Genomic DNA, 21,504 nt, shown 5'->3' with positions numbered 1-21,504 from the left:
GCGCGCGGGCCGGCGGACGCTCGGCGACGCACACCGATTAAAGCGGCAGTTGCACCCGCGCCGTCAGTCCGCCGCCATCGCGGTTGAGCATCACCACATCGCCGCCATGGCCGCGGGCGACGGAGCGCACCACCGCCAGGCCCAGTCCGATGCCGCCCGTCTGCCGGCTGCGGGAAGGTTCGCGGCGATAGAAGGGCTCGAACACCCGCTCGGCGTCTTCGATGGGAATACCGGGGCCGTCGTCCTCGATCTCCACATAGGCGCTGGTCGCATCGCGATAGACCCGCGCGCGGGCCCGGCCGCCGAACTTCACGGCGTTCTCCAGCAGGTTGGTGAACAGGCGGCGCAGGGCCACCGGGTCGCCTTCGATGATCACCTTGTCGCCACGCGCCACCTGGGTGTCGCTGCCGGTCTCGGCCATCTCGTCGCAGACGCTCTCCAGCAGGGAGGACAGTTCCAGGGGCGTGCGCTCTGCGGGGCCGCTGGCGTCGCGAACGAAGGTCAGGGCCGCGGAGATCATCTCCTCCATCTGGTCCAGATCACCCGCCATCTTGGCGCGGCTCTCCTCGGGTACGTTCTCGATCCGGAAGCGAAGGCGGGTGAGGGGGGTGCGCAGGTCGTGGGCGATGGCGCCCACCATGGCGGTGCGGTCCTCCACATAGCGGCGCAGCCGATCCTGCATGTCATTGAAGGCGGTGACCGCGACATTGATCTCGGCTGTTCCCTTCAGGGAGACCGGCAGGCGGGCGCCTCTCGGGTCGCGGCCCAGCTGCTCGGCGGCCTCCGCGAACAACTGGAAGGGGTGGGCCAGCCGCCGCGCGAAGATGTAGGCCACCGGCGCCAGCAGAACGCCCGACAGGAGAAGCCACAGCACGATGCGAATTTGCCAGGGGTCGAGCCCCAGCCCCAGGCGGGGTGCCGGGCGGACCATGTCCCAACGGCCATCGGCCCGCTGCACCGTGACCTCGAACGGCGCGATCAGGAAGTGATCCTCCTGCTCGCCGCCATCGCGGGCGATGCGGTCGCGGATGATGCGGAAGACGCGGCGGTCCGAGACGGGCAGGCGCGACGGAGCCGTGAAGACCACCTGGCTGGTGGCGACTCCCAGCTCCCGGGCGAGCTCGGCGCGCATCTTGGGCACCATGCGGCCTTCCATGGTGGGGGAGGAGGCGCGGTCGACGATCTTCAGTTCCAGCGGCCGCCGTTCGATCAGGCCGGGGGGGCGGCCCTTGAAGGTCTGAGCCACCTCGCTCAGCCGGTAGAAGTCCGGGGCCGGCGGCGGCAGGATGAAGATCATCGCCAGGATGATCGCCTGCGAGGCCACCAGGGTGATGCCGATCAGGGTCAGCAGGCGGGCGAACAGCGACGCGGTCGGCCGGCCCGACCAGGGCGGGGTCATACCCGCTTCACCTTGGCGGTGAACATGTAGCCTTCGTTGCGGATCGTGCGGATCAGGTCGGTGCCCCCGCCGCCGTCGTCGAGCTTGCGGCGCAGGCGGCTTATCTGCACGTCGATGGCGCGGTCGAAGGCGTCGGAAGCGGGGCCTCGGGCGAAATCGAGCAGCTGGTCGCGGGTCAGCACCCGCTGCGGCCGCTCCACAAAGGCGCGCAGCAGGGAGAACTCGCCCGAGGACAGGTTCACCACCACGCCCGGCGGCGAACGCAGCTCGCGGCGGACCAGATCGAGCCGCCAGCCCGCGAATTCGCAGCCCGCGCCGATGCTGTTGGCCTGGCCGCGCTGCTCGGCCCGGCGCAGCACGGCGCGGACCCGGGCCAGGAGTTCCCGAGGATTGCAGGGCTTGGCCAGGTAGTCGTCGGCGCCCAGCTCCAGGCCCACAATGCGGTCTGTGTCCTCGCCCATCGCCGACAGCATGATGATGGGGGGACCCTCGCCGCTGAGCCTCCGGGCGATGGACAGCCCGTCCTCGCCGGGCAGCATGACGTCGAGCACGATCAGGTCGACAGGGCCGCGTTCCAGCGCCTGCTCCATCTCGCGAGCGTCCCCGGCCGTCTCGACGAGGTAGCCGTGCTTGCCCAGGAAATCGGAGACGACGTCGAGGATGCCCGGATCGTCATCGACCATCAGGATTCGGGCCGTCGCGGGGACCTGTTCGGTGCTGGGTTCCATTCGCGCCATTTTCAGCCCTTCCCGTAACGTACAGATTTCACGGCTGAAACTGCATCAACCAGCCTCAATTCGCGGCCAGGACATCGTCGGCGACATAGCCATTGGTCTTTCGCTCAACGCCAAACCGCGACATGGGCCCGTGGCCTGAAACGAAGGCCACGTCGTCGCCGAGCGGCCAGAGCTTGCCGGTGATCGAGGCGATCAGTTGCTGAAAATCGCCGCGCGGAAAGTCGGTGCGGCCGATCGAGCCCTGGAACAGCACATCGCCCACCTGGGCGAAGCGCGCCTCGCGGTGGAAGAACACCACGTGGCCCGGTGTGTGGCCCGGGCAGTGATAGACCTCGAAACTCGTCTCCCCGAGAGTGACAGTGTCGCCATCCTCCAGCCAGCGGTCCGGGGTGAAGCCCTTGGCCTCGGGCATGCCCCACTTGGCCCCGCTGGCCTCCATCTGGTCGATCCAGAAGGCGTCGTCCCGGTGCGGCCCCTCGATGGGGACTCCGGTGATCGCCTTGAGGGCCGCCGTGCCGCCGGCGTGGTCGAGGTGGCCGTGGGTGATCCAGATCTTCTCGAGGGTCAGGTCATGAGCCTGCAGCGCCGCCAGCAGACGCGGCACCTCGCCGCCCGGATCGATGATCGCGGCCTTCCTGGTCTTCACGCACCACACGATGGTGCAGTTCTGCGCCAGCGGGGTGACCGGGGCGATGATCGCGCGGATTGGGGAGGCCTGCTCGGACATGGCCCCAGCATCGGCGTTTGGGCCGGATATGAAAAGGCCCGGGATGCGATCCCGGGCCTCTCCTTGTCGCTACTGCGCGCCGGGCATCGGGGGCACCGAGTCCGGCGGCGCGTCAGCCGCCAGTTCAGGCACGTCAATGATCCCGCGGCCCAGATGGCTGTTGCGGAAGCCGTAGGCGAAATAGACCACCAGCCCGATCGCCGCCCAGATCAGGAACATCAGCTTGGTGTCCGTCCCGAGGCTGAAGAACAGGAAGGCGCATCCGAGGATCGCGACGGGCGCCACAATCCAGACCAACGGTGTGCGGAACGGACGCTTCCGTCCGGGATCGGTCTTTCGCAGCACCATCACCGCGATCGCCACCATGGCGAAGGCGAACAGGGTGCCGGAGTTGGAGATATCGGCCAGCACCCCGACCGGGAAGAAGGCCGCGAAGGCCGAGACGCAGACCCCGGTGATGATGGTGATCACGTGGGGGGTATGGAACTTCGGGTGAATCTTGGACAGGCCCGAGGGCAGCAGTCCGTCACGGCTCATCACGAAGAAGATGCGGGTCTGACCGAACATCATCATCAGGATCACCGAGGGCAGGGCCAGGCCGGCGGCGAGGCCGAGCAGGTTCCCGATCTGGACCCAGCCGATCTCCCGCAGGGTCCAGGCGAGAGCCTCCTTGGAGCACACCACGTGGGTGTCAGCCAGCGACTGACAGGCCGCGGTCAGCTCGGGGCTACCAGGGCGCAGGCCGACGCCGGCGGCGTCCATCACCGGTTGGGCGCCCACCGTGCCGATCACGCCCGACGCCACCAGGATGTAGAAGAGGGTGCAGACCGCAAGCGAGCCGATGAGCCCGATGGGCATGTTGCGCTGGGGGTTCTTGGTTTCCTCGGCAGCCGTGGAGACGGCGTCGAAGCCCACATAGGCGAAGAAGATCGAGGCCGCTGCCGCCGCCACCCCCGAGAACCCCAGAGGGGCGAAGGGGGTGAAGTTTTCCATCTTCATCACCGGCAGGGCCAGGACACAGAAGAGGGTCAGGGCGGAGACCTTCACCAGCACCAGGACGGCGTTTACGGCCGCCGATTCCCGGGTGCCGATCACCAGCAGCCAGGTCACCAGCAGGGCGACGCCGGCGGCGGGCAGGTTGACGATCCCGCCATCCATCGGTCCCAGCACCAGGGCGTTGGGGATGTCGATCGCGAAGGCGTTCTCGATCAGGCCGACCACATAGCCCGACCAGCCCACCGAGACCGCGCCGGCGGCGACGGCGTATTCCAGGATCAACGCCCAGCCGACCATCCACGCTATCATCTCGCCCATGACGGCGTAGCTGTAGGTGTAGGCGGAGCCTGAGACCGGCACCATGGCCGACATCTCGGAGTAGCAAAGGGCGGCCACCGCGCAGACGAAGCCTGCGATGATGAAGGCCGCGATCATGCCGGGGCCCGCCTTCTGGGCGGCCTCGGCGGTGAGGACGAAGATGCCGGTGCCGATAATGGCCCCGATGCCCAGCATGGTCAGCTGGAACGCCCCCAGGGATCGATGCAGTGATTTCTTCTCAGCGGTCGCGAGGATCGCGTCGAGCGGCTTTACACGCCACATGTTCCCTCCCAATCGCGGCGGGCCCCCCGCCGCGCGAATTAAGCTTGCGCGGAACCTGCGGTCTGCTCACCCGGCGGTCAAGCGGCAAGGCTTGGCGCGGCCCCTGGGCGCGGATAGACCCCCTGCATGCTGCCTGTTGAGGAAATCCTGCCTGCCTTGCAGGCGGCGCTGGTGGAAAACACCTCGGCCGTCCTGGTGGCGCCGCCCGGGGCGGGCAAGACGACGCTGGTCCCCCTGCGCCTGCTGGACGCGCCCTGGCTGGCCGGCGCCAAGATCATCATGCTGGAGCCCCGCCGCCTGGCGGCCCGCGCCGCCGCCGACCGCATGGCCAAGACGCTGGGCGAGCGTGTCGGCGAGACCGTCGGCTACCGGGTGCGCATGCAGTCTCGGGTCTCGGCCCGGACCCGCATCGAGGTGGTCACCGAGGGGGTGTTCAGCCGCATGATTCTCGGCGACCCCACGCTGGAGGGCGTGGGCCTGGTCATCTTCGACGAGTTCCACGAACGCAGCCTGGACGCTGACCTGGCCCTGGCCCTGGCCCGCGACGCCCAGGGCCTGCTGCGCGACGACCTGCGGCTGCTGGTGATGTCGGCGACCTTGGACGGCGCGTCGGTCGCTCGCCTGCTGGACGCCCCCGTGGTGGAGAGCCAGGGCCGGGCCTATCCCGTCGACACCCGCTATCTCGGCCGCGACGACCGCCAGCGCCTGGAGGACCGCGCGGTCCGCGCCGTCGAGCGGGCGCTCGCCGAGGAAACCGGTAGCATCCTGGTCTTCCTGCCAGGCCAGGGCGAGATCCGCCGGACCGCCGACCTGCTGACCGAGCGGGTCCGCAGGCCCGACGTGCTGATCGCCCCGCTCTATGGCGCCCTCGACCCCGCCGAGCAGGACCGCGCCATTTCCCCGGCGCCGTCGGGCGTGCGCAAGGTCGTCCTGGCCACCTCCATCGCCGAGACCAGCCTGACCATCGAGGGGGTCCGCGTGGTGATCGACTCTGGCGTCGCCCGCGTGCCGCGTTTTGACCCGGCCAGCGGCCTGACCCGCCTGGCGACAGTCCGCGTCAGCCGCGCCGCCGCCGACCAGCGCCGGGGCCGCGCCGGGGCCGCGCCGGCCGCACCGAGCCCGGCGTCGCCTACCGCCTCTGGGACGAGGCCGAGACCCGCGCCTTGCCGGCCTTCGCCGATCCGGAGATCCTGGACGCCGACCTTTCGGGCCTGGCTCTCGACCTCGCCCGCTGGGGGGCCAAGGACGTGGGGGCCATGGCCTTCCTGGACGCCCCGCCCGCCGCCGCGTTCTCAGAGGCCCGCACCCTGCTGCGCCGCCTGGAAGCCCTGACCGAGGACGGCGTCCTGACGCCGCACGGCGAGGCTTTGAGCGGAATGCCCTTGGCGCCCCGGCTGGCCCACATGATCCTCAAGGCCGCGCAGACCGGCCAGGCGCACCGAGCCGCGCGCATCGCCGCCCTGGTCACCGAGCGCAACCTCGGCGGCCGCGACGCCGACCTGCGCCACCGGCTGGAGAGCTTCGAGCGCGATCGCTCGCCGCGCGCCCGCGACGCCAAGGCCCTGGCTGACCGCTGGGCCGGCATGGCGGGGCGAGCCGGGAAGGGCGAGCCCCTCGAGGACGGCCTGCTCCTGGCCTTCGCCTACCCGGAGCGCATCGCCAAGGCGCGAGGCCCCACCGGCGAGTTCCAGCTGGTCAGCGGCCGCGGGGCCTTTGTCGAGCCCACGGACGCCCTGGCCAGGGAGAAGTGGCTGGCCATCGCCGAACTGGGGGGCGGCGACCGTCGCGACCGCATCCTGCTGGCCGCCCCGTTGGACGAGGTCGAGCTGATCGCGGCCTTCGCCGACCATCTCGTCGTCGAGAGCCGGCTGGAGGAGAGCGGGGCGGGGCGCCTGCGCGCCAAGCAGATCACCCGCCTCGGCCGCCTGACCCTGCGCGAACAGATCGACGAGAATCCGGACCCGAAACTGATCGCCGCGGCCTTGGCCGATCGGGTGCGCAACGAAGGTTTGAGCGTCCTCACCTGGGGCTCGGCCGCCGAGGCCCTCAGGGCGCGCGTCGGCTTCCTGCGCGCGGGCGGCGGCGATTGGCCCGACCTCTCGGACGCCTCGCTCCTCGACAAGCTGGACGACTGGCTCACGCCCCTGCTGCCCGGCCTCCGCTCCCTGGCCGCCCTGAAGCCCGACGCCCTGGACGGGGCCTTGCGATCCTTGATTCCCTGGGACCAGCAGCGCCGCCTCGACGCCGCCGCGCCCCTGCGCTGGACGGCGCCGACCGGCAACGCCTTCACCATCGACTACACCGCAGAGGGCGGCCCCCGCGTGGATGTTCGGGTCCAGGAGGTGTTTGGCCTGACACAGCATCCCACCGTCGCCGGCGGCGTCCCGCTCACCCTGTCCCTGCTATCCCCCGGCCATCGCCCGGTCCAGACCACCAAGGACCTGCCCGGCTTCTGGAAAGGCTCGTGGAAGGATGTGCGCTCCGACATGCGCGGCCGCTACCCCAAGCATGTCTGGCCCGAGGACCCGGCCAACACCGCGCCGACCGCCCGGGCCAAGCCCCGCGGGACCTGACCGCGGCTAGGCCGTGGCCGCATAGATCATCACCCCGGTGGCCACCGACAGGTTCAGGCTGTCTGCCCGGCCGCGCATGGGGATCTTGACGTTGACGTCGCACAGGGCGGCCATCTCCGGCGTCAGGCCCTGTTGCTCGTTGCCCATGAAGACCAGGGCCGGCTTGGCGTAGGTCGCCTCGTGGTGGGCGACGGTGGCGGTCAGCAGGGTGCCGATCACCGAGCCAGGCCACTTGGCGCGCCAGTCGGTGAAGGCGTCTTCGGTGGCCCGCACGATCGGCACGGCGAAGATGGAGCCCATGGTGGCCCGCACGGCCTCCACCGAGAACGGATCGCAGCATTCGCCCACCAGGATCACCGCCCCGCAGCCCGCCGCGTCGGCCGTGCGCACGATGGTCCCCAGGTTGCCCGGGTCGCGCACCCGGTGCAGGGCGACGAAGCAGGGCGCGGTCGAAGGGGCGAGCGCCTCCAGCGGCATGAACACCTGGTGGAACACGCCGACCACCGCCTGCGGATTGTCGCGGCGCGACACCTTGGCGAGGATTTCCGGCGTGACTTCGATGACCTCACCGCCGCCAGCGCGCGTGGCGGTGATGGCCTGGCGGAGCAGGGGGTGGCCGTTCGCCTCGGCGCCGTACATCAGGATCGCCGGGGCGTGGCCGGTTTCCACGGCTTCAGTGACGATCTTCAGCCCCTCGGCCACGAAGAGGCCGGTCTCGTCGCGCGCCTTTCGCAGGTGCAGGGCGCGGACCGCCTTGACTGTCGGATTGGTCAGGGAGGTGACGGTGCGGTCGCTCACGGCGCCCACCGGGCGTAGAAGGACATGCCGATCTGCCGCGCGCCGTCCTGCTGCACCAGGGCCAGTTCGCCCCACTCGATGGCGCCGCCCCGATCCTTCAGCTTCTCCGAGAGCAGCCCGGCGAGCGCTGCGCCGGAGATTCGCTCGGCATAGGCGTTCAGCAGCAGGAATTCGGCCTTATCCGAAAGAAGTTCAGCACATAGGGTCGAAAGCTCAGGCAGGTTCTCAAAGAGTTTCCAGACCTCGCCGTCCGGCCCGCGGCCGTATTTCGGCGGGTCGAGGATGATGCCCTCGTACTTCGAGCCGCGCCGCACCTCGCGTTGAACGTAGCGGCGGGCGTCCTCGCAGATCCAGCGGATCGGCTTGTCCGCGAGGCCCGAGGCCTCGGCGTTCTCGCGCGCCCAGCCAATGGCCTTCTTCGAGGCGTCGACATGGGTCACCGCAGCGCCGGCCGCCGCGCAGACCAGGCTGGCGACACCGGTATAACCGAACAGGTTCAATACCTTGGGCTGGCCTTCTGCGGCGCGCACCTTCTCGTCCAGCCACGCCCAGTTCGCGGCCTGCTCGGGGAAGAAGGCCAGGTGTCGGAAGGCGGTGAAGCGGGCCTTGAAGCTGACCTCCCGCCAGGACAGCGGCCAGGTGTCCTTCGGCTGCTCGCGGAACCGCCAGCGGCCGGCGTCCTCCTCGTCGGTCGGATCAAACACCGCGTCGGCGTTGGCCCAGACATCCTCGCCGAGCGAAGGCGTCCACAGGCACTGCGGCTCGGGCCGGACAACAGAATAGCGTCCGTAGCGCTCCAGCTTTCGCCCATTGCCTGAGTCCAGCAGGGCGTAGTCGGCCCAGCCGGTGGTGCGCATGACGCCGGGGGCTTCGGCCACGGTGGGGGCAGGCTTGCTCATGCCTTGGCCTTACCCGTTCCGGCCTCGCGGCGTCCAGTCGGGCGGTGGCCTGTTGGGGTCCGCGGTATGGAAGGCTCGGTATGGCGCACGAGGCCGTGATGCCGCATTGTTACAGGTCTGACTTGCGCGGGGTGGGCTTTTGCTTTCCGCTGCAAGCTGTTCGGATGACGAAAGGATTCCCGTGACGACAGCAGTGACCACGAGGCGCTCGGCGCGCAAGCCCAAGGGCGATGGCCACCTTCGCAGGGCGGAAATCCTCGAGGCCGCGGAACGTATCTTCGTGGCTCAGGGCTATGAGGGCGCCACCATCCGCAAGATCGCCGACGAGGTCGGGGTCTCGTCCACCGCGCTCTATATGCACTTCCCCGACAAGGGCGCGATTCTGCTGGAAATTTGTGAGCGGACCATCATCCAGCTCCTGGAACGCAACGCCGCCATCGCCGCCAAGCCGCTGGACGCCGTCACCCGCGTCAAGCAGATGCTGGATTCCTATATGCGCTGGGGTTTCGAGCACCCGAACGCCTATCTGCTTGTGTTCGCCGGGGTTCACCCCGTATCGACCATCTGGCACGAAGGCACGGCGGACATGAGCGCGCGATGCTACGAAATCTTCAGCGGCGCGGTGCGCGAGATCGCGGCCGAGGGACGGCTGCGGACCGGCACCGGCGACAGCGCGGCCCAGGCGCTCTGGGCCGCCTGTCACGGCGTGGTGGCCCTGATGATCGGCCGCCCGAACTTCGACTGGGCGCCGGTGGACGAGGTGATCCAGGTCACCCTGGACGGCCTTATGCACGGTCTCGTCATCGACTGATCGCCGCACTCGTCGCGGCCCTGGGCTTGGCGGGCGCAGCTCAGGCCGCGCCTCGGGTCCTCTCCCTGGATCAATGCGCCGACCAGTACGTCCTGGCGCTCAGCCCACGTGCCGCCATCGTCGGGCTCTCCACCCGGGCCGACGACCCGGATTCCCGTCTGCGGGACCTGGCCCGCGGCCTCCCGCAGCGCCGTACGACCCTGGAATCAGCCCTCTCGGCCAAACCCGATCTCGTGGTCCGCTACTGGGGCGGTGATCCCCGCTTCCTGGCCCAGCTTGAGAAGCGCGGCGCCCGCGTGGTGACGATCGAAGACGCCTCGGACTTTGGCGGGGTGCGGGCCAATGTCCGCCGGGTGGCCTCCGCCATGGACCGCAGGGCCCAGGGCGAGGCCGTGATCGCTCGCATGGACGCCCGGCTGGACCGTTCCGCCGGCGCCTGGCGCGGGGCCACGGCGCTCTATGTCACCCCGGGCGGCTTCACCGGCGGGGAGGGGACCCTGGTGCATCAGATCCTGAAGTCCGCCGGCCTGACACCGGTCCCACCAGGCCCGGGCTTCCAGCCGGTCTCCTTGGAACAGTTGGCGCTGAGTCCGCCGCGCGCCCTGGTGCTGGGGTTCTTCGACGACTTCATGCTGGCCAACAACCGCTGGGGTCTGGGCCGTCATGGGGTGATGCGCCGGGTCGCCGCGGGACGCACCATCGCCAGTCTTCCCGGCTCGATGCTGGGCTGCCCCGACCCTTCGGCCGCGGAGGCGGTGGAGATCCTGGCCGCCAGGGCGCCGCGATGAGGCTGAACCTGGTTCTGATCGCCGCGCTGCTGGTCCTGCTCGCCCTGGGCCTGCTGCTGGGAGAGACGTCCCTTAGCGGCCTCCAGTACGCCCAGGCCTTCCGCGACCCGGCTTCCGGCCCCGGCGAAATCCTCTGGGCCATCCGCGCGCCCCGCGTCGTGGCCGCCGCCGTGGTCGGCGGGGCGCTGGGCCTGGCCGGTGCGGTCATGCAGGGCCTGCTGCGCAATCCCCTGGCCGATCCCGGGGTGCTGGGGGTCTCGGCCGGGGCGGGGCTTGGCGCGTCGCTCGCCATCGCCCTAGGTCTCGCCGCCATTCCTGGCGGGACGGAAGCCGCAGCCCTGGTCGCCGCTCTCGCCACCGGCCTGCTGCTCACCGCCCTGGCCGCGCGCTTTCGTGAGCCGGAGACCTTGATCCTGTTCGGTGTGGCGCTCTCGGCCTTCGCCGGCGCGCTCACCTCCCTGATCTTCAACCTGTCGCCGTCACCGGTCACAACGGCCGAGATCCTGTCGTGGCTCATGGGGTCGGTGGCCAACCGCAGCTGGGGCGACATCGGCTGGGAACTCGCGCCCATGACCCTGGGCGCCGCGCTGTGCGTCTACGCGGCCCGAGGCCTGGTGATGCTGACCCTGGGGGAAGAGACCGCCGCCATGTCCGGCCTGCCAATGGGTCGCCTGCGCGCCGCCGCCGTCGCCGGCGCCTCGCTGCTGACCGGCGCCGCCGTGGCCATGGCGGGCATCATCGGCTTCGTGGGTCTGGCCGCGCCGCACCTGGTACGCGCCGGGGCCGGCGCCGATCCCGGCAAGGCCCTGGCGCCCTCGGCCCTGGCCGGCGCGATCCTGCTCGCCGCCGCCGACATCGCCGCGCGCCTGATCCCCACCGACCAGGAACTCAAGCTCGGCGTCGTCACCGCCCTGTTCGGCGCGCCGCTCTTCGCCCTGATCGCCTGGCGCGCCGCCCGGAGCTGGCGCGCATGAGCCCGGTGCTTTCCCTGCATGACGCCACCGTGCGGCGTGGCCAGACCCCGGTGCTCACTGGCGCCAGCCTCAACGTCCGGGCCGGCGAGGTGGTGGGCGTCGTAGGCCCCAATGGCGCAGGCAAGACCACCCTGCTACGCGCCGCCCTCGGCCTGGCGAGGCTGGCCTCGGGGCGCGCCGAGCTGGCAGGGCGCGACGTGACCAGCCTGGATGACGCCACCCGCGCGGCCCTGGCCGGCTACCTGCCCCAGGAGCGCCGCGTCGGCTGGAACCTGCCAGCCTGGCGCATCGCCAGCCTGGGGGCGGCGCTGAAGCCGCCGGCCCTGGCGCGGACAGCGGCCCTGGAAGCCCTGGCCCGGGTCGGCCTCTCGTCGCTGGCCGAGCGCGGCGTGCTTGATCTCTCGGGCGGCGAGCGGGCGAGGGTGCTCCTGGCCCGGCTGCTGGCCACCGCCGCACCCCTGCTGGTGGCCGACGAGCCTGCCGCGGGCCTCGACCCCGACGCACAGCTGCTGTCTCTCGATCTCTTCCGCGAGGAGGCCGCGCGGGGCGCCGCCGTGGTCCTGACCCTGCACGACCTGGGCCTCGCCGCTCGGGCCTGCGACCGGCTGGTGGTGGTGGGGCAGGGCCGCATCGTCGCCGACGCCGCGCCTCGGGACGCCCTGACGCCCCAAGTCCTGCGCGAGGTCTTCGGGCTGGACGGCGGATTGGAAGAAACCTCGGCAGGCCTGACCCTCGCCGCGCGGAGACATCGGTCATGAAGGTGCTCGGACTGCCCGGCCGCAAGCCGGAGACCCTGGGCCAGATGCAGGCCTTGATCGACCGCCTGGAGATCGGCCAGACGGAGGCCGTCGTGCGACCCCATAGCTTCTGGGACCGTGCCGACGTCAGCAATCCCGATATCTCGCCGGACGCTCAGGCGGTGAGCGAAAGCGGCGCGGACCTGGTCATTTCCAAGTCGATCGGAAACCTGATCGTCATGTTGGCGGGCGATCGGCATGGCTTCGCGCCCCAGGCCTGCGTCTTCCTGGCGACCCCGCTGGCGCGGTTCATTCCGGAGGGATGGATCCCTCTGCTGGAAGCCCACTGCGCAGCGGTGCCCACGCTCTTCATCCAGCAGACCGCGAACTACAACGGCGCCTATCGCGACCTCGCCGCTATTGTGGCCAGGCATCCCCTCTGCACCGCCCGGGAAATCCCCGGCGATGATCATCGCTACGAGGACGTCGAGCTCGTCGCGCCCCTGATCGAAGCCTGGGTCAATGAGCCCTAGTTGGGGATCGGCTGCATTCCGCCGCCGGCCTGGGTCGGGACAGCGTACTGGGTCTGTACCGTGCCTGAGGGCGTATAACCCATCCCGTATCCGCCGCGCTTGAGGTCCGCCGAAAGGGTGATGGGCGTCACGCCCCCATTGAGGCGCGCGCGGTAGACCAGCATGCCCTCCATGACCCGCATCACATAGTTGCGGGTCTCGGAGAACGGGATGCACTCGATGAAGTCTATCGGATCGGTGGTCGCGCCACGCGGGTCGCCGCAGAAGGCCGTCCAGCTCGCAGGCCGTCCGGGTCCGGCGTTGTAGGCGGCGATGGCCATGGGGTAGGAGCCTGAGAAGTTGTCCACCATCTGGCCCAGATAGGTCGTGCCCAGACGCATATTGTAGTCGGGGTCGTCCAGCATCCCCAGCGAGTAGCCGACGCCGAGGCGGCGGGCGGTGGCGGAGGCGGTGCCCGGCATCAGCTGCATCATGCCCCGCGCCCCCGCGCCCGATCGGATCAGCGGATCAAAGCCGCTCTCCTGGCGGGTGATGCCGAGGATGAGGGCCGGTTCAGGGGCGTTTGCAAGGTTTGGGGTGGAGCGCATGGGATAGCCGCGCTCGGGCAGGATGAAGCCGCGCTGGGCGGCGGCCCGCACCACCTTCATGCCGGTGTCGATGTCGCCATAGCCGCGGACCATATCCACCAGCAACGCCTCTTCCTCGGCAGTCGGCAGCACGTCGTCCAGGGTCAGGACGAAGGTCTTGAACAGGTCCTTGTTGCCAATCTCGTACAGCATGCGCGCGGCGCGCACGGCGTCCCGGCCCTCGAAGCGGTTGCGGTCGGACTGGGTGATGGTGGGGTCGCGACCCAGGTTCAGCCTGTGGCCGCCGACCTTCTCCCCGGCCAGCTGGCCGTAGAAGGTCGTATTGTGCTTGGCCGCCGCGCCGTAGAAGCCCTGGGCGCGGTCCTGCTGGCCGCTGGCCTCCGCCGCCCGGCCCCGCCAGTAGAGGGCCCTGGCGCGGGTGATGGGAGACGAGCCGATCTTCTCGATGGCGGCGAAGTGCCGGTCGGCGTCCTGGGGACGCTTGAGACGGGTCAGGGCGATCCAGCCGGCGTAGAACTCCGCCTCGGCGGCGTCGGCGCCCTCGGTCAGGCCGGTGTTGGCGGCGGCCAGGTAGGCGCCCTGGGAGTCGCCGTTGCGCAGCGAGGTGATCACCAGCTGGTAGCGCTCGTCCCAGATGCGCGCGCCCATCTCGGGGAAGGCGATCTCGGTGGGGAAGTTGCGCACCAGGCCCAGCGCCACCTGGTCCATGCCCCGACGCCGCATATAGGCGGCCCGCTCGAAGGCCAGGCCCGAGGAGTTGGAGACGCTGGCCGGCAGGCTGTTCACCAGGGCGTTGGCGTTGGCGGAATTCTGACGCAGCGCCATGCGCGCCTGGGCCAGCTGCGCCTGGTCGGCGGGCAGCAGGGGGATCATGTCCCGGGCCGCCGGTCCCTGGCTGCCGAACAGGATGACGTCGGCGCGGCGGATGTGGTCGTCGGGGGTCAGGACGTCTCCGAACCGCGCCAGCATCGACCGCTGCGGGTCGGCCTCGAACAGGTCGTTGCGCCAGGTCTTGCGGATAAGGGCGGCGGCCTCCTTGTTGCGCCCCGTGGCGCGATAGGCCGAGGCCAGGGCCATGGCGCCCTCGGCGGTGGTCGGGTCGGCGCCACCGAACCAGTCGATGACCCGCTGCGGGCTGAGGCCGCCGGTCTCCAGCAGCTTCTCGGCCGCCACTTGCCGGCGCGAGGCGCGCGGCCAGCCGGCCAGGTCACGGCGCGCTTGGTCGATCTCGAAGAAACTCAGGGAGTCAGCAGCGGAATCGGCCATCGCCCAGATGGCGATCTTCTTGGCGATGGGGTCGTTGATCATCGCGATCGCGGTGCGCGCGCCGGTCACGTCGGCCCGCTTGGCGCTGTCCAGCGCGCTGCGCAGCGCCGCGCCGTCGGCGTCCGACAATCCGCGGCGGTAGGCTGTCGGCTGGGTCTGGGTCAGCTCAATGGGCGGAGGCGGGCCCTCATAGGGCGCGGGCCCCTGCGTCGGCTGTTGCGCCTCGGCCACGCCGGTCAGCAGAACAGCGGCGGCTGCGGTGAAGAGTGCCTTGCGGGCCTTTGACGCCAAAACGAATATCTCCGGATCCATCGAAATACGGAACAAGTCTGGTTGCGGCTTAGGGCCTGCCCGCCATATTGTCCGGCCAAATCTTGAGGCCGCAACATCTGGCCTCGCTTTCACGGCTTTTTGCAGACCATGTCCGAACCTTTGTTCAAGGGCGTTATGCCGGCCCTCGTGACGCCGTTTCGCGACGGCGCAGTCGATGAGCAGGCCTTTGTCGCCCTTGTCGAGCGCCAGATCGCGGGCGGTGTCCACGGGCTGGTGCCCGTTGGCACCACAGGCGAAACCGCCACCCTGAGCCACGACGAACACCGTCGGGTTGTGGAACTGTGCGTCGCCACCGCCGCCGGGCGCGTGCCGATTATCGCCGGCGCGGGCTCCAATTCGACGGCCGAGGCCATCGAACTGGTTCACCACGCCAAGACCGTCGGGGCCCATGCCGCCCTGGTGGTGACCCCCTACTACAATCGTCCGAGCCAGGAGGGCCTCTATGCCCACTACGCGGCGATCAACGAGGCGGTGCAGCTTCCGGTCCTGGTCTACAACGTGCCCGGCCGCACCAGCATCGACATCGCCGACGCCACCCTGGGCCGGCTCTCCAAGCTGCCCAATATCGTCGGGGTCAAGGACGCCACCGGCGACATGACCCGGGCCACGATGCAGCGCCTGTTGTGCGGCCCCGACTGGGTGATGCTGTCAGGTGATGATCCCACGGCCCTCGGCTACATGGCCCACGGCGGACACGGCTGCATCTCGGTGACCTCCAACGTCGCGCCGGACCTTTGCGCCGCCTTCTACAACGCCGCGATGGCCGAGGACTGGAAGACCGCCCTCTACTGGCAGGACCGCCTTCTGCTGTTGCACAAGTCGCTGTTTTCCGACGCCTCGCCGGCCCCCACCAAGTTCGCCATGGCGCATTTGGGCCTCTGTCAGGAAGACGTTCGCCTGCCGATCACCGCCTGTTCGGACGCCGCCCGCCACGAGGTTCTCGCAGCGCTGCGGGAAACCGGACTGATCTGATGGCCGGCAAGCTGATCGCCGAGAACCGCCGCGCGCGATACGACTACTTCCTGGAAGAGACCTTCGAGGCGGGCATCATGCTGACCGGCACCGAGGTGAAGTCCCTGCGCGTGGGCCGCGCCAATATCGCGGAGTCCTACGCCTCGGTCGAAGGCCGGGACATCGTGCTGATCAACGCCGACATCCCGCCCTATGGCCAGGCCAACCGCTTCAACCACGAGCCCCGCCGGCACCGGAAGCTGCTGCTGCACAAGAAGCAGATCGAGAAGCTGATCGGCGCCGTGCAGCGCGAGGGCCGCACCCTCATTCCGATGAAGCTCTATTGGAACGAAAAGGGCCTCGCCAAGCTCGAGATCGCGCTCGCCAAGGGCAAGCAGAACCACGACAAGCGCCAGGCCACAGCTGACCGCGACTGGCAGCGGGACAAGGCGCGCCTGCTGCGCGACCGGGGCTGATGGTCGAGGCCGGCCAGGTCGAAACTATCGAACGCGCAACCCTGGCCGCCGTCGCGCCAGAGGAAGTGCTGGAGATCGAAGGCTGGCTGGTGGGCCTCGATCCTGGCTCCATCCGCCGCGCGGCCAGCGCCGTACCCTTGCGCCACGACCTGCCGGCCGACAGCGCCGTCTTCGACCGTATCGAGCAAGCCTATGCCGGGCGCGGCCTGAAGCCGGCTTTCCGTGTCGCCGACGGCCCGGGCCTGGAACAGATTCGCGCCGAACTGATCCGCCGCGGCTACGCCTGCGAGCAGCCGACCCTGGTGAAGATCTCGGCGACCGCCGCCGTCACCGCCGTTACCGATCGCCCCCCCGCCGAGATCGCCGAACGCCCTGACGAGGCCTGGGCGGCCGTCTTCCTGGGGGAGGGGTTTGATCCCGTCGACGGCGCCTATCGGGTCAAGGCGCTGAGTCGTGCGCCCGGCGGCCGGTTCGGCATGGTGCGGGACGGGGACAAGACCGTCGCGGTCGGCTGCGGATCCTTCGGCCACGGCTGGGTCAGCTTCCATGGCATGCGCACCGATCTGAGCCGCCGCGGGGAGGGCCTGGCCGGGCGCGTTCTGGCGGGGCTGGCGGGGGAGGCCCTGGCCCGCGGAATCGACCGCGCCTTCCTGCAGGTGGAGGAGAAGAACACGCCCGCCCGGGCGCTGTATCGCCGGGCCGGCTTCGAGCAGGCCTGGCGCTATCTCTACTGGAGCCGGCCCGCCTAGCTGTCGATCAGCTCGCGGGCGCGCCGGAACACCGCCTCGAACATCTCCCCGGTCAGCCGCCCGGTGTTCGTGTTCAGACGTGAGCAGTGATAGCTGTTGAGGATCACATAGGGCCCGGCCTGGAACTCGGTCCCATGGCCCGGCGGGCCGGCGGACGGCTTGAGCCCAACCGCCTTCAGCACATTGCGCCGCGACACGTCCCCCAGGGTGATGATCACCTTCAGGCGGGGCAGGGCGGCCAGCCGCGCGGTCAGGAACGGACGGCAGGTGTTCTCCTCGCTGGTCTCGGGCTTGTTCAACGGCGGGGCGCAGCGGACCGCATTGGTGATCATGCAGTCGACGAGCTCGAGGCCGTCGTCAGGCCGCGCCTGATAGACGCCCTTCGCGAACCCCGTCTTCAACAGGGTCTCGTACAGCATCACCCCGGCGCCATCGCCGGTGAAGGGGCGGCCCGTGCGGTTGGCGCCTGTGCGGCCGGGCGCCAGGCCCGCCACCAGCAGGCGCGCGTTCTCGTCGCCGAAGGAGGGGGCGGGGCCGTTCCACCAGTCGGGATGCTCGGCGCCGTTGGCCATCCGATAGGCCACCAGGCGCGGACAGAGCGGGCAGTCCCGTGGCGGCTCGGCCACGGCGGTCGCAATGGGCATCAGGCCTCGGCGTCCGCCTCGCGGTCAGCCCCGGTGCGGCTTTCCTGGATGAAGCGCGGCAGGCGCGAGGGCCGGCCGATGATATCGGCCAGATCGGACAGGTCGATGAAGTGGTCGGCCTGGCGGCGCAGGTCGTCGCTGGCCATCGGCGGCTGGGACTTCACGGTGGAGACCACGGTCACCCGCGCGCCCTTGCGCTGGACTGCTTCCACCAGACAACGGAAGTCGCCGTCGCCAGAGAACAGCACCAGGTGGTCGGCGTGGGCGGCCATTTCCAGCATGTCGACGGCGATCTCGACATCCATGTCGCCGCGCCAGCGCTTGCGTCCCTGGGCGTCGGTGTATTCCCGGGCCGGCTTCGTCACCAGGCGGAAGCCATTATAGTCCAGCCAGTCCACCAGCGGGCGGATCGGCGAATACTCCTGATCCTCCACCAGGGCGGTGTAGTAGTAGGCGCGCACCAGGACGCCGCGCGTGCGGAACTCTTCCAGCAGCTTGCGATAGTCGATATCGAAGCCGAGCCCCTTGGCGGCCGAATACAGGTTCGCGCCGTCGATGAAGAGCGCCAGCCTGTCCGTGGGGTAAAATGTCATTGGGATCGGAAATCCAAAAAGGGGGCGGGGGGCGCATGGACCTGGACGGGGCCGTCATCGTCGCGCTGGGCGGTAATATGGCCGGCGACTATGGTTCGTCCGAAGCTCTTCTTGAGGCGGCGCTCGCTCGTTTCGCCCAGGCGGGATTGCCTGTGGTCGCCCGGTCGTCCTGGTGGAGCTCTGCCGCCTGGCCGGACCCGACCGCCAACGAGTATCGCAACGGCGTCGCGCTTGTCGAGACGAAGCTGGCTCCGCTGCAAGCTCTGCATACCCTTTTTTCAATCGAGGCCGAGTTTGGTCGCGTGCGGAGCGAGAAGAACGCACCTCGCACCCTGGATCTCGACCTGATCGCTCATGGCCGGGCCGCTCTGGCGGCGGAGGATCTCGTGCTGCCCCATCCCCGCGCCCATGAGCGGCTTTTCGTCATGGGGCCGCTGGCCGAGATCGCGCCGGGGTGGCGCCATCCGACCCTTGGAAAGACCGCGCGGGACCTGGCGGCGGCCGCCACGGTGGGCCTGGATGCGCGCCCCGCCTCGAAAAAGGCGCGAAACCAGCCGGTCTGACGCGGCATGCGGCGTTGCACAACGCCGTCAAACCCTCTATTTTGTTCGGTTCTACTCGCGACTTGAGGATTCCATGGCCCGCGTCACCGTCGAAGATTGCATCGAACGAGTTCCGAACCGCTTCAGCCTTGTGCTGCTGGCGGCCCACCGGGCCCGCGCCATTTCGGCCGGCTCGGCCATCCTGGTCGATCGCGACAACGACAAGAACCCCGTCGTCTCCCTGCGTGAAATCGCTGATGACGTGGTGGACGCCGAGGAACTGCGCGAGACCCTGATCGGGACCCTGCAGCGCGTCGACGAGCGCTCGGAAGCCGAGGAAGAGGCCGAAACCCTCGCCCTGCTGGCCGATCCGACCCACATGCAGATGAGCGAGCTGGAACTGGTTCGCGCCCTGCAGAGCGACCGCGATGGCGGTCAGGAGGAGCGGTACTGAGCCCGGAAGGCGCAGAACCCCTCACGCTTACGGCGGCGCCTGACCCCGCCGTCGACCAGAAGATTGCGCCGCCGAGTCCAACTCGGCCCCCGCGCATGCTCCGTCAGTATGAGCTGATCGAGAAGGTCCGCTCCTACGATCCGACCGCCGACGAGGCGATCCTGAACCGCGCCTATGTCTATGCCATGCGCATGCATGGCTCCCAGAAGCGTGCCTCCGGCGACCCCTATTTCGCCCACCCCATCGAGGTGGCGGGCATCCTCACCGACTACCGGCTGGACACCGCGACCATCGTCACGGCCCTGCTGCACGACGTGATCGAGGACACGCCGGTCAGCGCCCAGGACATCACCGACCTGTTCGGCGCCGAGATCAGCGAACTGGTCGAGGGGGTCACCAAGCTCACCAAGCTGGAGCTCAACAGCGAGCACACCAAGCAGGCCGAGAACCTGCGCAAGTTCATCCTGGCCATTTCCAAGGACGTCCGCGTCCTGATGGTCAAGCTGGCCGACCGCCTGCACAACATGCGGACGCTGCACTACATCAAGAGCCCGGCCAAGCGTGAGCGGATCGCCCGAGAAACCCTGGACATCTACGCCCCGCTCGCCCGCTCCATCGGCTGTCACCGCATCTGTTCGGAGCTGGAGGAGCTGGCCTTCGAGCACCTCAATCCGGTGGCCCGCGACGCCATCGGCCGCCGGCTGGAGGCGCTGCGCATCGAGCAGGGCGGGGCCGTCGCCGTGGTCTCGGCGGAAATCGCCGCCAAGCTGGAGGTCGGTGGTCTTTCGGCCCGGGTCTTCGGCCGCGAGAAGAACCCCTATTCCATCTGGCGAAAGCTGCAGCGCAAGTCGATTGGCTTCTCCCAGCTCTCCGACATCTACGCCTTCCGGGTGATCGTGGACTCCGAGGAGGACTGCTACCGCGCCCTCGGCGTCATCCACCGCGCCTGGCCCAGCGTGCCCGAGCGGTTCAAGGACTTCATCTCCACGCCGAAGCGCAACAACTACCGCTCGATCCACACCACCGTGGTTGGGCCGCGGGGGATGCGCATCGAGATGCAGATCCGCACCGAGGCCATGGACCGGGTGGCGGAGGAGGGCGTGGCCGCCCACTGGCGATACAAGGACAAGTCCTACGGCTTCGACGCCGAGGCCCAGGCCGACGCCGGCGGCCGCGATCCGCTGCTCAACCTGCGCCATCTGGTCCAGGTGCTGGAGCACGGCGGCGACGTCGAGGAGCTGGTGGAGCACGCCAAGCTCGAGATGTATCTCGACCAGGCCTTTGTCTTCACGCCGAAGGGCAAGTTGGTCAGCCTCCCCCGAGGCGCGATGCCGCTCGACTTCGCCTATGCCGTCCACACCGACGTGGGCGACACCTGCATCGGCGTGAAGATCAACGGTGAACTCAAGCCCTTACGGACGACTCTTCAGAATGGAGATGTGGTCGAGGTGATCCGCGGGGCCAAACCCGTCGTGCCCCCCGACTGGCGCTCCCTGACGGTCACCGGCCGGGCCCGCTCGGCCATCCGCCGCCATATCCGCCAGACGGAGAAGGAAGAGTTCACCCGCCTGGGCCGCGCCACCGTGGACCAGACCTTCGAGCGCGCCGGCAAGGCCCGCAAGGACGTCTCCCTGAAGCCCGCCCTGGAACGCTTCGCCGTCGCCATCGAGGACGACCTGTTCGAGATCGTCGGCCGCGGCCGCATCTCGCCGACCCAGGTGCTGGACGTGATCTTCCCGGGCCTGAAGGCGTCGGACCGCGAGGCGGCCACCGCCGTGCGGCGGATCGAGGGTGGCAAGGCCGCCCGCCTCTATGTGCGCGGCGGCGGCCTGACCGCGGGCGTCTCCCTGCATTTCGGCCAGTGCTGCACCCCGGTGCCCGGCGACCGCATCGTCGGCATCATCGAGCCTGACGGCGGGGGCCTGACGGTTCACACCATCGATTGCGCCAAGCTGGCGGAATACGAGGACAAGGAAGACCTCTGGCGCGACCTGCAATGGACGCCCGAGGCCGAGCGGAACACCGTCACCCTGTCGCGCCTCACCGCCACCATCCGCAATGCGCCGGGCGTGCTGGGCCAGGCCTGCACGGTGATCGGCGAGGCGGGCGGCAACATCGTCAACCTGCGCATGCACCGCCGCCACGCCGACTTCTTCGACGTCGATTTCGATGTCGAGGTGAAGGACGCTCGCCACCTCACCCACATCGGCGCCGCCCTGCGCGCCAACCCCGCCGTCGAGACGGTGGAGCGGGCGAAGGGCTAGACCCTTTCCGGATCAGGTTGAATCAACCTGATCGGATAAAAAGGGTCTATCTTCTTGAATCTAGAGCATGTCC

The 21,504-nt window shown here is 69.4% G+C and carries 20 protein-coding genes and 1 pseudogene; 12 read left to right on the top strand and 9 right to left on the bottom strand.

What is annotated here, in order from left to right; genetic code table 11:
- Window positions 1-37 precede the first annotated feature (37 nt).
- The 4 genes from OCL97_RS09900 to OCL97_RS09885 form a co-directional block, all read right to left on the bottom strand.
- Window positions 38-1,399 (bottom strand): sensor histidine kinase, encoded by a 1,362-nt coding sequence (locus OCL97_RS09900; RefSeq protein ID WP_377369768.1) that lies wholly within the window; start codon window positions 1,397-1,399, stop codon window positions 38-40.
- Window positions 1,396-2,127 (bottom strand): response regulator, encoded by a 732-nt coding sequence (locus OCL97_RS09895; RefSeq protein ID WP_304774349.1) that lies wholly within the window; start codon window positions 2,125-2,127, stop codon window positions 1,396-1,398. Before OCL97_RS09895 ends, OCL97_RS09900 begins: the two co-directional genes overlap by 4 nt.
- Window positions 2,128-2,191: 64 nt before the next feature.
- Window positions 2,192-2,863: an MBL fold metallo-hydrolase gene (locus OCL97_RS09890; protein ID WP_305337192.1), complete on the bottom strand. Its 672-nt coding sequence runs from the start codon at window positions 2,861-2,863 to the stop codon at window positions 2,192-2,194.
- Between the two features lie 69 nt (window positions 2,864-2,932).
- Window positions 2,933-4,459 (bottom strand): amino acid permease, encoded by a 1,527-nt coding sequence (locus OCL97_RS09885; RefSeq protein ID WP_377369765.1) that lies wholly within the window; start codon window positions 4,457-4,459, stop codon window positions 2,933-2,935.
- Between the two features lie 126 nt (window positions 4,460-4,585).
- On the opposite strand from OCL97_RS09885, the pseudogene hrpB reads away from it, so the two are divergent.
- Window positions 4,586-7,032: pseudogene (gene hrpB / locus OCL97_RS09880) on the top strand (ATP-dependent helicase HrpB).
- Window positions 7,033-7,038: 6 nt separating this feature from the next.
- Here hrpB and OCL97_RS09875 read toward each other — a convergent pair.
- Together OCL97_RS09875 and OCL97_RS09870 are read right to left on the bottom strand one after the other, a co-directional pair.
- Window positions 7,039-7,830, bottom strand: a complete 792-nt coding sequence (locus OCL97_RS09875) for a TrmH family RNA methyltransferase (RefSeq protein WP_377369763.1) — start codon at window positions 7,828-7,830, stop codon at window positions 7,039-7,041.
- On the bottom strand, window positions 7,827-8,729 hold the full coding sequence (locus OCL97_RS09870) for a class I SAM-dependent methyltransferase (RefSeq protein WP_377369761.1): 903 nt from the start codon (window positions 8,727-8,729) through the stop codon (window positions 7,827-7,829). The genes OCL97_RS09875 and OCL97_RS09870 overlap by 4 nt, the downstream gene beginning before the upstream one ends.
- Window positions 8,730-8,910: 181 nt before the next feature.
- Here OCL97_RS09870 and OCL97_RS09865 point away from each other — a divergent pair, with 181 nt between their 5' ends.
- From OCL97_RS09865 to OCL97_RS09845, 5 genes are read left to right on the top strand one after another with little or no spacing between them, the layout of a single operon-like run.
- A complete protein-coding gene (locus OCL97_RS09865) occupies window positions 8,911-9,540 on the top strand; it encodes a TetR/AcrR family transcriptional regulator (protein ID WP_305337803.1) in 630 nt (209 codons plus the stop codon).
- A 26-nt stretch (window positions 9,541-9,566) separates the two neighbouring features.
- On the top strand, window positions 9,567-10,328 hold the full coding sequence (locus OCL97_RS09860) for an ABC transporter substrate-binding protein (RefSeq protein WP_377369759.1): 762 nt from the start codon (window positions 9,567-9,569) through the stop codon (window positions 10,326-10,328).
- A complete protein-coding gene (locus OCL97_RS09855) occupies window positions 10,325-11,302 on the top strand; it encodes a FecCD family ABC transporter permease (RefSeq protein ID WP_377369757.1) in 978 nt (325 codons plus the stop codon). Before OCL97_RS09860 ends, OCL97_RS09855 begins: the two co-directional genes overlap by 4 nt.
- Window positions 11,299-12,060 carry an ABC transporter ATP-binding protein gene (locus tag OCL97_RS09850; RefSeq protein ID WP_377369755.1) on the top strand — a complete coding sequence of 254 codons (762 nt, stop codon included), beginning with the start codon at window positions 11,299-11,301 and terminating at the stop codon, window positions 12,058-12,060. Before OCL97_RS09855 ends, OCL97_RS09850 begins: the two co-directional genes overlap by 4 nt.
- Complete coding sequence (locus OCL97_RS09845) at window positions 12,057-12,572, top strand: hypothetical protein (RefSeq protein WP_377369753.1); 516 nt, start codon at window positions 12,057-12,059, stop codon at window positions 12,570-12,572. Before OCL97_RS09850 ends, OCL97_RS09845 begins: the two co-directional genes overlap by 4 nt.
- Here the strand turns inward: OCL97_RS09845 and OCL97_RS09840 are convergent.
- Complete coding sequence (locus tag OCL97_RS09840; protein WP_377369751.1) at window positions 12,569-14,716, bottom strand: lytic transglycosylase domain-containing protein; 2,148 nt, start codon at window positions 14,714-14,716, stop codon at window positions 12,569-12,571. The genes OCL97_RS09845 and OCL97_RS09840 overlap by 4 nt on opposite strands.
- A gap of 129 nt (window positions 14,717-14,845) precedes the next feature.
- Between OCL97_RS09840 and dapA the strand changes: the two genes are divergently transcribed.
- From dapA to OCL97_RS09825, 3 genes are read left to right on the top strand one after another with little or no spacing between them, the layout of a single operon-like run.
- Window positions 14,846-15,730: a 4-hydroxy-tetrahydrodipicolinate synthase gene (dapA, locus tag OCL97_RS09835; protein ID WP_377369749.1), complete on the top strand. Its 885-nt coding sequence runs from the start codon at window positions 14,846-14,848 to the stop codon at window positions 15,728-15,730.
- The gene (gene smpB / locus OCL97_RS09830) at window positions 15,730-16,185 is read left to right on the top strand and encodes an SsrA-binding protein SmpB (RefSeq protein WP_304774373.1); all 456 of its coding nucleotides are present in this window, start codon (window positions 15,730-15,732) and stop codon (window positions 16,183-16,185) included. The genes dapA and smpB overlap by 1 nt, the downstream gene beginning before the upstream one ends.
- Window positions 16,185-16,934, top strand: a complete 750-nt coding sequence (locus OCL97_RS09825; RefSeq protein WP_377369747.1) for a GNAT family N-acetyltransferase — start codon at window positions 16,185-16,187, stop codon at window positions 16,932-16,934. The genes smpB and OCL97_RS09825 overlap by 1 nt, the downstream gene beginning before the upstream one ends.
- On the opposite strand, the gene OCL97_RS09820 is transcribed toward OCL97_RS09825, so the two are convergent.
- Both OCL97_RS09820 and OCL97_RS09815 read right to left on the bottom strand, forming a co-directional pair.
- Window positions 16,931-17,578, bottom strand: a complete 648-nt coding sequence (locus OCL97_RS09820; RefSeq protein WP_377369745.1) for a uracil-DNA glycosylase — start codon at window positions 17,576-17,578, stop codon at window positions 16,931-16,933. The genes OCL97_RS09825 and OCL97_RS09820 overlap by 4 nt on opposite strands.
- Window positions 17,578-18,171: a LabA-like NYN domain-containing protein gene (locus tag OCL97_RS09815; RefSeq protein WP_215340093.1), complete on the bottom strand. Its 594-nt coding sequence runs from the start codon at window positions 18,169-18,171 to the stop codon at window positions 17,578-17,580. The genes OCL97_RS09820 and OCL97_RS09815 overlap by 1 nt, the downstream gene beginning before the upstream one ends.
- Before the next feature lie 35 nt (window positions 18,172-18,206).
- On the opposite strand from OCL97_RS09815, the gene folK reads away from it, so the two are divergent.
- The 3 genes from folK to OCL97_RS09800 all read left to right on the top strand — a co-directional run bounded on the left by folK (window position 18,207) and on the right by OCL97_RS09800 (window position 21,431).
- A complete protein-coding gene (folK, locus tag OCL97_RS09810; protein WP_377369743.1) occupies window positions 18,207-18,734 on the top strand; it encodes a 2-amino-4-hydroxy-6-hydroxymethyldihydropteridine diphosphokinase in 528 nt (175 codons plus the stop codon).
- A 73-nt stretch (window positions 18,735-18,807) separates the two neighbouring features.
- Window positions 18,808-19,167, top strand: a complete 360-nt coding sequence (rpoZ, locus tag OCL97_RS09805) for a DNA-directed RNA polymerase subunit omega (RefSeq protein ID WP_215340105.1) — start codon at window positions 18,808-18,810, stop codon at window positions 19,165-19,167.
- Window positions 19,168-19,262: 95 nt separating this feature from the next.
- Complete coding sequence (locus tag OCL97_RS09800; RefSeq protein WP_377369741.1) at window positions 19,263-21,431, top strand: RelA/SpoT family protein; 2,169 nt, start codon at window positions 19,263-19,265, stop codon at window positions 21,429-21,431.
- Window positions 21,432-21,504: the final 73 nt, after the last annotated feature.

This window comes from Phenylobacterium ferrooxidans (assembly GCF_042714595.1).
Classification (GTDB): Bacteria; Pseudomonadota; Alphaproteobacteria; order Caulobacterales; family Caulobacteraceae; genus Phenylobacterium; species Phenylobacterium ferrooxidans.
Note: the sequence above shows the minus strand (reverse complement) of the source record. Positions and strands in the feature narration are given on the sequence as shown.